A 9,274-nucleotide genomic window follows, 5' to 3' on the forward strand; every position below is an offset into this window, starting at 1 on the left:
ACGGTAGGGCGGGTGGGCAAGCCGTCAGCGGCGCCAGCGCAGTGGACCGGGGTGCACCGTCCAGAGCAGCCGCCGCCACCACGGGCGGGCGGCGCGCAGCGCGCAGACGTACCCGCCGGCCAGGGCCGCCGCCCGGTCGGCCTGCGCCGGCGTCGTGATGCCCGGCGCGAACGCCACCTGGTTGAGCAGGCCGGCCAACTCGTCGACCGCACCGTCCGGGGCCTCGGTGGCGGGCCCCGGCCCGGAAGCCTGGGTGGTGCGGGCGTTGGTCAGCGTACGGGCGGCCTGCGCGGCCACCTCGGCCGCGGCCAGGTCGTCGCCGGCGGGGTGGCCGGACAGGCGTAGCGCGTCGGTCAGCTCCCGCCAGGCGCCGGTGATGCGTTGGCCGGGGTCGCCTCGTTCGAGGCGGGCCCGGGTCAGGTTGCGACGCAGTACGGCCAGGGTCAGCAGTACCAGCCCGGCCAGCAGCAGCAGGCCGCCGGCGCCGCCGCCGACCAGCACCGAGGTGCCGAGCCCGCGCCTCACGGCCGGGGCGGGTGCGGCCGCGGCCGGTGGCGTGGCGGTGGGTTCCGTGGTGGGCGCCGGGACTTCCGACGGGGGTGGGGCGTCGGGGGTGGGGCGGAAGTCCTCCTCGACCGGGCGGGGTTCCTCGTTCGGCCGTGGCATCGGGTCGAACGGCACCCAGCCGAGGCCGTCGAAGAGCACCTCCGGCCAGGCGTACGCGTCGGCGGCGCGGACCGGGCCGTCGCCCTTGGGTTCGAAGCCGACCACCACGCGGGTGGGCAGGCCGGTGAGCCGGCCCAGCACGGCGAACGCCGCCGCGAACTGCTCGGAGGTGCCTCGCTGGCCGCCGCCGTTGCGGGGCCCGAAGAGGAAGAACGCCAGGTTCGGGTACGCGTGGCCGCTCGGGGCGTCCGCGGTCACCCGGTAGTGCTCGGCGAGGAAGTTTCCGATGGCGGTGGCCCGGGCGTAGGGGGCGCCGTTCTCCTCGGCGAGTTGGCTGGCGAGCCGACGCAGCTGCTCGGGTGCCCCGTCGGCGACCCGCAGCACCCGGGCGACCGCGTCGCCGGCCGGTACGTTCGCCGTGGCGAGCAGGTTCGTGTCGGGTCGTTCCCGCACCGAGGTGACCGTGTACCGCAGCCCCGGAGCCAGTCCCTCCGGGCGGATCAGTGTCCCGGTCGCCGGGTCGTACGCCACTCGCGCGCCGGTGACCTCGCGGGGGGTGGGTACGGCGGGCAGCAGCCGTCCGGTCAGGTCGGCGATGGTGATCTGTTGGCGGACAGTGTCGGCGGTGGCGCCGGGTGCGGGGTCGGTGGCGGGGAGGATGCGTCCGGCGTTGCGGTACGTGGCGCCGACCCGCCAGGTCACCCCGTCGTAGTCGCTGAGCACGGCGAGCCGGATCCGGGGCGTGTCCTGCGGTGTCCCGCCCGTCTCGGTCCGGACGTCGAGGAGCTGCTGGTCGGGGTTCAGCGCCCAGCCGGAGATCCGGATCAGGGGGTTCTCGTCCAGCGACTCCACCTGCGGTGGTTCGACGTACCGGCGGGGGTCGACCGGCCGGTCGTGCACCTGGGCGGCGACGACGGGGGCGAGCAGGGCGGCGAGTGCCACCACCACGGCGACGCCGGCCGCGCCGGCGGCGAGCAGCCGTAGCCGCACCGCCGCGCGTACCGCCGGGGCCAGGCCGGCCGTCGGATCGGCGGAGGCCGGCCGGTCGGCGGGTCCGGACGGCACCGCCAGGCCGGCGGCGGCGACCGCGGCGAACAGCACCGTCGGCGCGATCGCCGGGTCCGCGTTCGGGCCGACCACGTAGACCGCGCCCGCGTAGAGCAGCACCGGTGGCAGGTAGCCGAGCAGCACCCGGCCGGTGCGCAGCGCCACTTCGGCGGCGGTCAGCCCGGCCAGCCAGGTGGCTACCAGCGGCACCAGCACGGTGTCCGGTGCCGGCTCGACCGGGATCATCGCGGTGAGCAGCCGGGGGATCGCGTTGCGGGCGGCGTCCGCGGCCACGTCGCCCAGGCTGCCGGGCAGCGCGGCGTGGTCGGCGGCCAGCTTCAGCGACAGCGCCGTCCATCCGGCCAGGCCGGCCATCGACAGCGGCGCCACCAGCCAGGACGGCAGCCGCCGGGCGGCCACGCTGACCAGTACCGAGCCGACCGCGGCGCCGACCATGAGGCGGGTCAGCAGCGGCCCGGCGTAGACCCGGCCGAGCACCACGCCGGTCAGGGCGAGCATGAGGATCAGGGCGAGCGGCACCGGTACGACCCGCAGCACCCGCCCGAGCGGGCCGCCGCCCGCCTCCGGTGTGGGGGTGTCGGGGGTGCCGGTGTCGGTCGGTGCCGGCGACAGGGTCACCACCGGCGGATCCCGTCCCACTCGGCGGCGAACTCGGCGCCGTCGGCGGCGTCGACCACGGTCAGCCCCGCCGCGCCGGCCGGCGTCGGCTCGGTCGCGCCGAACACGCCCACCACCACCGACGGGTACGGGCCGCGCAGGGCGGTCACGTGTCCCAGGTCGGCGCGGGCGCCGGGGCCGGTGAGGAAGACCAGGGTGTCGCCGAGGCGTTCCTGCCGCAGCCGGCTCATCGCGGTACGCAGCACGTCCGGTCCGTCCTCGGTCAGCTCCACCGCGGCGAGCCGGTCCAGTGGGCCTTGCGCCGCGTCCAGGTCGGCGCCGCGCCGCGACCCGTCGCCGGCCTCGGCCCGGTCCTGCGGTGCGGGGACGACCAGCAGCAGGCTCGCCGGCAGGTCCTCCCGGGCCGCGGCGGCCACCACCGACGCGGCCGCCTCGCACCCGGACTCGAACGACTCGGCCACCCCGTCCACCCGGTCCGGGTGGGCGGTCGCCCGGTTGTCCAGCACCACCACGAGGCGGGGCAGGCTGGTGTCCACGTTCTCCCGCACCATCAGCTCGCCCACCCGGGCGCTGGTGCGCCAGTGCACCCGGCGCAGTTCGTCGCCGACCACGTACTCGCGCAGCGAGTCGAAGGTGATCGAGCCGTGCGGGACGCGGTCGGTCCGCCCGTCCAGGCTGCGCCCGGCCCCGGTCGGCACCGCCGTCAGCGGGTGGATGCGCGGGTGCACCCAGACCGGCACCCGGTCGCCGTACGAGCGGGCCAGCGCGACCAGCCCCAGCGGGTCACGGCGGGTCACCCGCAGCGGCCCGACCGGCACCACGCCCCGGCGGTGCGTCGGCACGTCGTAGCGGACCTCGGTGTCGTGGCCGGGACGCAGCCGCAGCAGCGGGACCGGGACGAGCCGGCCGGCGCAGCGGTCCTCGGCGACCAGGTTCGCCGCCCGCAGCCGCCCGGTGTTGCGCACGGTCAGTGTCATGGCGGCCGGCTCGCCGCGGGCCACCCAGTCCGGGTCGGCCAGCCGGTCCACCGTCAGCCGGGGCCGCCAAGCGGCACTGACCAGGGCGTATCCGACGGCGACGGCAGCGGCCGCGCCGAGCACGGTCAGCTCCGGGTACGCGTACCGGAAGCCGACGCCGAGCAGGACGACGGCGGCGACGAGCAGCCCGATGCCCCGGGCGGTGATCCCCATGCCGGTGCCGTCAGCCGTACACCGGGGCCGGTTGGCCCGACGGCAGCGGCACCGGCACCGAGGCGACCGCCTGGCGCAGCACCTCGGCGGCGGTGATCCCGCGCACCTGGGCGTCGGGGGTGAGCAGCAGCCGGTGCGCGAAGACCGGCTCGGTGAGGGTCTTCAGGTCCTCCGGCATGATCCAGCCGCGCCCGTCGATCAGCGCGTACGCGCAGGCCGCCCGGGTCAGCGCGATGACGCCGCGGGGGCTGACGCCGACCCGTACCTGCGGGTGGTTGCGGGTGGCCGCGGCCAGCCGCACCGCGTACGCGTAGAGCGGCTCGGCGATGTGCACCCGCCGGGCCATCCGCACCATCTCCCCGACGGTGGCGGTGTCGGTGACCGCGGTGAGCGAGTCGGGGGAGCGGACCGTGGCGCCGCGCAGCACCTCCACCTCGACGGACTCGTCCGGGTAGCCGACGGAGAGCTTCACCAGGAACCGGTCGAGCTGGGCCTCGGGCAGCCGGTAGGTGCCGTCCATCTCCACCGGGTTCTGGGTGGCCACCACCAGGAACGGCTGCGGCACCGGGTGTCGTACGCCGTCCACGGTGACGGTCCGCTCCTCCATCACCTCCAGCAGCGCCGACTGGGTCTTCGGCGACGCCCGGTTGATCTCGTCGGCGATGACGATGTTGGCGAAGACCGGCCCCGGGTGGAACTCGAAGCCGCGGGTGGCCTGGTTGAAGATGGTCACCCCGGACACGTCGGAGGGGAGCAGGTCCGGGGTGAACTGGATACGCCGCCACTTGCCCTTCACTGTCGCCGCGATGGCCCGGGCCAGGGTGGTCTTGCCCACCCCGGGCACGTCCTCGAGCAGGACGTGCCCCTGGGCGAACAGCGCGGTCAGCGCCAGCCGGACCACCTGCGGCTTGCCCAGCACGACCGCGTTGACGTTCTCGGCCAGCCGGGCGGCGAGAGCGGCGAAGCCCTGCACCTCCGGCTGGGTGAGCGGTTCGTGGGTGTTCACGTGCGCGGTGCTCCTCGACTGAATGGCGCGTCAGCAGGTGGGCAGGACGTTGATGTTGTCGCCGCCCTCCAGGTTCAGCCACGCCCACGGGACGTAGTTCTTCCCGGCGTACTCGACCTGCACCCACCAGGTGCTGCGCTTGTCGTTGTTGTAGATGTAGGCGTAGACCTCTTCGCCCTGCTTCTTGCAGTACGCCCGCAGCCGGGTGCCGGGCTTCGCCCAGCCGACCTGCTTCGAGTTGACCTGCTGCGGGATCGAGAAGATCTCGTTGCCGTTGCGGCCGGACACGTCGGCGTTGCAGTACGTCGCCTCCGGCCCCGAGGAGCCGTTGTTGCAGGTGGCGATGCCGAACACCGGGTCCGTCGACTGGTCGCGGGTGGCGGTGCCCTTGCCGGCCGCGTTGGTCGCGGTCACCGTCACCGTGTACGGCGTGCCCGGCGTCAGCCCGGTCACCCGCAGGCTGGAGCAGCTGCCGCTGACGGTGTTCCCGCCGGTGGCCGCCGAGCAGCTGGCGTTGCCGCCGCCGGCGTCCACGGTGAACGACACCGTCACCGAGGTGGCGTTCGCCGACGAGCCGGTCACGGTGACCCGCGGCGCGGCGACCGTGCGGGCGGTGGTGCTGGCCTCCGGGCCGGCACCGGCCTCGTTGACCGCCTTCACCTTCACCGTGACGTTCTGCCCGTTACCGAGCCCGCCGACCGTGGTCCGGGTGTCGGTCACCTCGCTGGTCTTGCCGGCCACGTCCACCAGGTACTTGGTGACCGGGCGGCCGTTCTCCACCGCCGGCGCCCACTGCACCGCGACCGTGCCCGGCTGGTCGGCCACCGTGGACGCCTTCAGCTCGGTCGGCGCGGCGGGCGCGGTGAACGGCACCACCGTGTTGCTCACCGGCGACGCCTTGGAACCGGCGCCCTTGTCGCTGACCGAGATGACGGTGAACGCGTACTGGGTGCCGTACTCCAGCTGGCCGGCCGGCACCACCAGCTCGGTCTTCGCCGACTCCCCGGCCGGGGCGGTGGCGCCCGCCGAGGTGGCGGTCACCGCGTACCGGGCGATGGTGTTGCCCTGGCCGTTGGCCGCCGGCCACTTCACCAGCACCGTGCCGTCCGGCCGCGCCTGCGCGGTCACGCTGGCCGGCGGGTCCGGCACCGCCGCGGTCGGCACGACCGGGTTGCTCCTGCGGGCCGGCCCGTCGCCCTTGGCGTTGACCGCGTGCACCGCGAACGTATACGACTCGCCGTTGGTCAGCCCGGTGATCTCCACCGCGCGCTGGTTCGCGCCCACCTCGTGGCGCTGACCGGCGCCCTCCACCACGTACTTGGTGATCGCGGCGCCGTTGGCGGCGGCCGGCTGCCAACTCACCCGCGCCGACGCGTTACCGGCGGCGGCGGTCACCCGGCGCGGCGCGCCGGGCTTGCCCACCTTCGGCTTCTTCGGCGGGGGCGGCGGCAGCGGCGCCGGCGGCGGGTCACCGCCGAGCACGTCGTTGGCGTACTTGTTGACGTCACGGACCTGGTTCTTGTCATCCACCACCTGCGCGGTGGACGAGTTCGGCGGGTTGATGAACAGGTGGTTCTCGCGGACCTCCAGCTCCATCGGCCCGGGCCGGGCCGCCCCCTTGATGGTGTCCACCAGCTGCCCGTTGCCGTCGAACGAGTACACGGTGCCGGTGTCCTCGTCAGCGACGTAGAACCGGCCCGCCCAAGCCACCGCCGGGCTGAGCCGGTCACCCGCGCCGGGGACGGTGAACTGCCGCACGTCGGTGCCGTCGTGCACCACGTGCACCTTCCGCTCGCCCGGCACCGTCACCGGCACCTGTGGGCCGCTGGTGCGCACCGGCAGGCTGCCCGGCGCGGAGATGGCGAGGTCGGCCCGCTTCGTCCGGCCGCCCTGCACGGTCACCAGCGAGGCGGACGTGCGGTCCAGCACCGCGACACCGTCGTCCAGGGTGGACACCACCAGCTCGTGGCTCGGCTGGGCCACCTCGTACGTCTCCACCTGCTTCGGGCTCAACCCGGCGGCCGGCGCGTCACCCGGCTTCTTCGGCAACGTGCCCGCCGTCACCGCCGACACCGTGCCCTCGCTCGGCACCGCGATCCACAACCGGCCCGCCCCGTCGAACGCGCCGCCGGTGATGCCCGGCGGATAGCGCACCGGCTCACCCACCGGCGTCAGCGCACGCGGGTCGAGCTGCCGCACGATGCCCTGCACCGCGTCGACCACGAACGCCGAATCCTCGTGCAACGCCACACTCACCCCGAACCCGGGAGCGGTCGGCGTGGTCGCGGTGATCTGCAACGTGGCCAGGTCCAGCGAGCTGACCTGACCGGTGTTCAGATCACGCAGGATCAGCAGCCGGTCGGTCTGGGCCACCTGCATCTGGTGCCGGCGCGCGCCCGGCACCTCCATCCGGGTGTCCACCCGCGCGGTGACCCCGTTGACCCGGGCCATCTCGCTGCGGGTGGTGCTCCACAGCCAGGAGGAGGCGTCGTAGTTCGCCACCGCGTTGTCGGCGGCGCCCAGCCCGAGCACCGTCAACCCCATCGCGGCCAGCAGCGCGGCCACGGTGCCGATGGTGACCAGTCCGCCCCGCATCCGCCGGGAACGGGTACGGGGCGCTTCCGCCCCGGCGCTCGTGACGTCCTCGATGGTTGCCACTGCCGGCTGCCTCCCCAGGTCGGTGGGGGAGACGCCGACGCGCGTCGTCGACCCTCCCCAGAGCCGGGAGCCATCATAGGGGCCGGCCGACAATCGGGTAACCCGCACCGTCACCGCTGTGGACACCCAGCGTGTCGCCGCAGGACGACCGGTCAGTTCGCCGCCGAGCCCCGCTCCCGGTCGGTGCAGACCTGACCCGAGGTGGCGTAGGTGTCCGTCGAGTAGACCGCCAGCACGGTGAAGCAGTAGTCCAGCTTCGGGCTCAACCCGTTCACCGTGTACTTCGTCGTCCCCGGGTCCACCGTGGCCATCACACCCAGCTTCTGCCCCGCCCGGCCACCGGCCACCACGAACGGCACCCCGCCGTTGCTCGGGTCCGTCCAGGTCACCGTGATCGTGGTGCTGTCGTCCCGCAACTTCAGGTCACCCGGCGGCGGGCCGCTCACCTTCGGCTTCACCCCACCCGTCGCGGCCGTCGGCCCCGGATCCGGCGCCGCGTCGCGGTTGAGCACCACCGCGCCCACGCCCACCGCCGCCACCACCGCGACCACCGCGGCGCCGACCGCCACGGCCACCGCCCGGTTGCGGCCGCGCGGCTCCGGCTCCTCCTCGGCCACCGGGTACGCGGGCGGCTGGTGGAACGGCGCCGGCACCGCCGGCCACGCCCCCTGCTCCGGGTACGCCTGCGGCCCGGGTGCCGGGTGCTCCGACTCCGGGAACTCCAGCAGCTCGTCATAGACGGGCAGCGCCCGCGGCTTGTCGTCCTCCGGCTCCGCCGGCCTCGGCATCGTCGGGTCGACCGGCCCCCGGTCCGCCTCGTCGTCCTTCTCCGCGGTCGGCTCCGGGCTGGCGCCCGCGTCGGCCGGCCGGTCGACCGGCTGCGGCGGCCCCACGCTGCTCCACGGCGGCGCGGTCAGCCCCCACGGCGGCACCGGCGACGCGCTCACCGGCGCGGCAGCGGACGGCCCGCTCACCGGCGGCCCACCGACCGGCGGGTACGCCGGGCCCGGCGGTCCGCTGACCGGTGGATACGCCGGTGTCGGCGGTCCGCTGACCGGCGGCTGCGTCGGAGGCGCACTCACCGCCGGGTAGGCCGGGGCTGGTGGCCCGCTGACCGATGGGTAGGCCGGTGTCGGCGGTCCGCTGACCGGCGGCTGCGTCGGAGGCGCACTCACCGCCGGGTCCGCCGGGACTGGTGGCCCGCTGACCGGTGGATACGCCGGTGTCGGCGGTCCGCTCACCAGCGGCGCGCTGACCGGCGGCACCTGGACCGGCGGATCGCTCTGCGGCGGCACGCTCCCCGGTGGTGGGCTGAAGGGGCCGTTGCTCGGCGGTGCGCTGAACGGCGCGCTGCTCACGGGCGGCGAACTGGCCGGCGGCGCCAGAAATGGAGCACCGCTGACCGGCGACGAGTTGACCGGAGGTCCGCTCACGGGCGGCGCGCTGACAGGAGCCGGGCCCGCGGGCGGTCCGCTCACGGGCGTCTCACTGACCGGCGCGGCGCCGAGCGGCTCGGCGGTGACCGGCGCGGCACTCGCCGGTGGACCGCTCATCTGCGCGACCTGCGGGTCGGCGGAGGTGGCCGACCCGTCGGCGCGTTCCATCTCCTCCTTCAGCAGCGGACCGAGTTGCTGGACCTGGATCGTCGGATTGTCCCAGCCCGGCGCCTGCGAAGCGCCGTCGGCCGACACCGACCGGCGCGCGTCGGCCTCTTCCGCCTGAGCGGGCTGGCCGCCCGCACGTGGGGGCGGCGCGACCGGACCCGGCGCGGGCACAGCCGGCGGCGCGGAGACCGGTGGCGCCGGCGGCGCCGAGGTGGGCGCAGCCGGCGGCGCTGAGGTGGGCGCGGTCGGTGGCGGCCCGGACGCCGGCGCCGGGTTTGGCGCCGGCGGTACCGGGATGACCGGGGGCGGCGGAAGGGTACGGCCGGCCGGTGGCGCGGAGGTGTGCACCGGCATCCGAGGCGCCGGCGGCGCGCCGGCTCCACCCGGCACCCCGGACGCCGGAACCGGGATCACCGGAGCCGGAGGCAGCGGAACGGCCGATACGGGTGCGACCGGCGGCGGTA

General features: G+C 75.4%; 6 protein-coding genes. 1 reads left to right on the forward strand and 5 read right to left on the reverse strand.

From position 1 onward, the window contains the following. Window positions 1-24: 24 nt before the first annotated feature. The 5 genes from ONA70_RS07890 to ONA70_RS07910 all read right to left on the reverse strand — a co-directional run bounded on the left by ONA70_RS07890 (window position 25) and on the right by ONA70_RS07910 (window position 8,180). Window positions 25-2,373 carry a DUF3488 and transglutaminase-like domain-containing protein gene (locus ONA70_RS07890; RefSeq protein WP_406601163.1) on the reverse strand — a complete coding sequence of 783 codons (2,349 nt, stop codon included), beginning with the start codon at window positions 2,371-2,373 and terminating at the stop codon, window positions 25-27. Beyond that, window positions 2,349-3,542, reverse strand: a complete 1,194-nt coding sequence (locus ONA70_RS07895; protein WP_265005673.1) for a DUF58 domain-containing protein — start codon at window positions 3,540-3,542, stop codon at window positions 2,349-2,351. Before ONA70_RS07895 ends, ONA70_RS07890 begins: the two co-directional genes overlap by 25 nt. Before the next feature lie 10 nt (window positions 3,543-3,552). Continuing rightward, entirely contained in the window at window positions 3,553-4,548 is a 996-nt protein-coding gene (locus ONA70_RS07900; protein WP_265005674.1) for an AAA family ATPase, read from the reverse strand. A gap of 30 nt (window positions 4,549-4,578) precedes the next feature. Next, window positions 4,579-7,206 (reverse strand): fibronectin type III domain-containing protein, encoded by a 2,628-nt coding sequence (locus ONA70_RS07905; protein ID WP_406601164.1) that lies wholly within the window; start codon window positions 7,204-7,206, stop codon window positions 4,579-4,581. 152 nt (window positions 7,207-7,358) lie between these two features. After that, the gene (locus ONA70_RS07910) at window positions 7,359-8,180 is read right to left on the reverse strand and encodes a fibronectin type III domain-containing protein (RefSeq protein WP_265005675.1); all 822 of its coding nucleotides are present in this window, start codon (window positions 8,178-8,180) and stop codon (window positions 7,359-7,361) included. A 349-nt stretch (window positions 8,181-8,529) separates the two neighbouring features. On the opposite strand from ONA70_RS07910, the gene ONA70_RS07915 reads away from it, so the two are divergent. After that, window positions 8,530-8,928, forward strand: coding sequence for a hypothetical protein (locus tag ONA70_RS07915; RefSeq protein WP_265005676.1), 399 nt, complete (start codon window positions 8,530-8,532; stop codon window positions 8,926-8,928). The last annotated feature ends 346 nt before the right edge of the window (window positions 8,929-9,274 follow it).

The organism is Micromonospora yasonensis (genome assembly GCF_026013475.1).
In the GTDB taxonomy this organism is placed as follows: Bacteria; Actinomycetota; Actinomycetes; order Mycobacteriales; family Micromonosporaceae; genus Micromonospora; species Micromonospora yasonensis.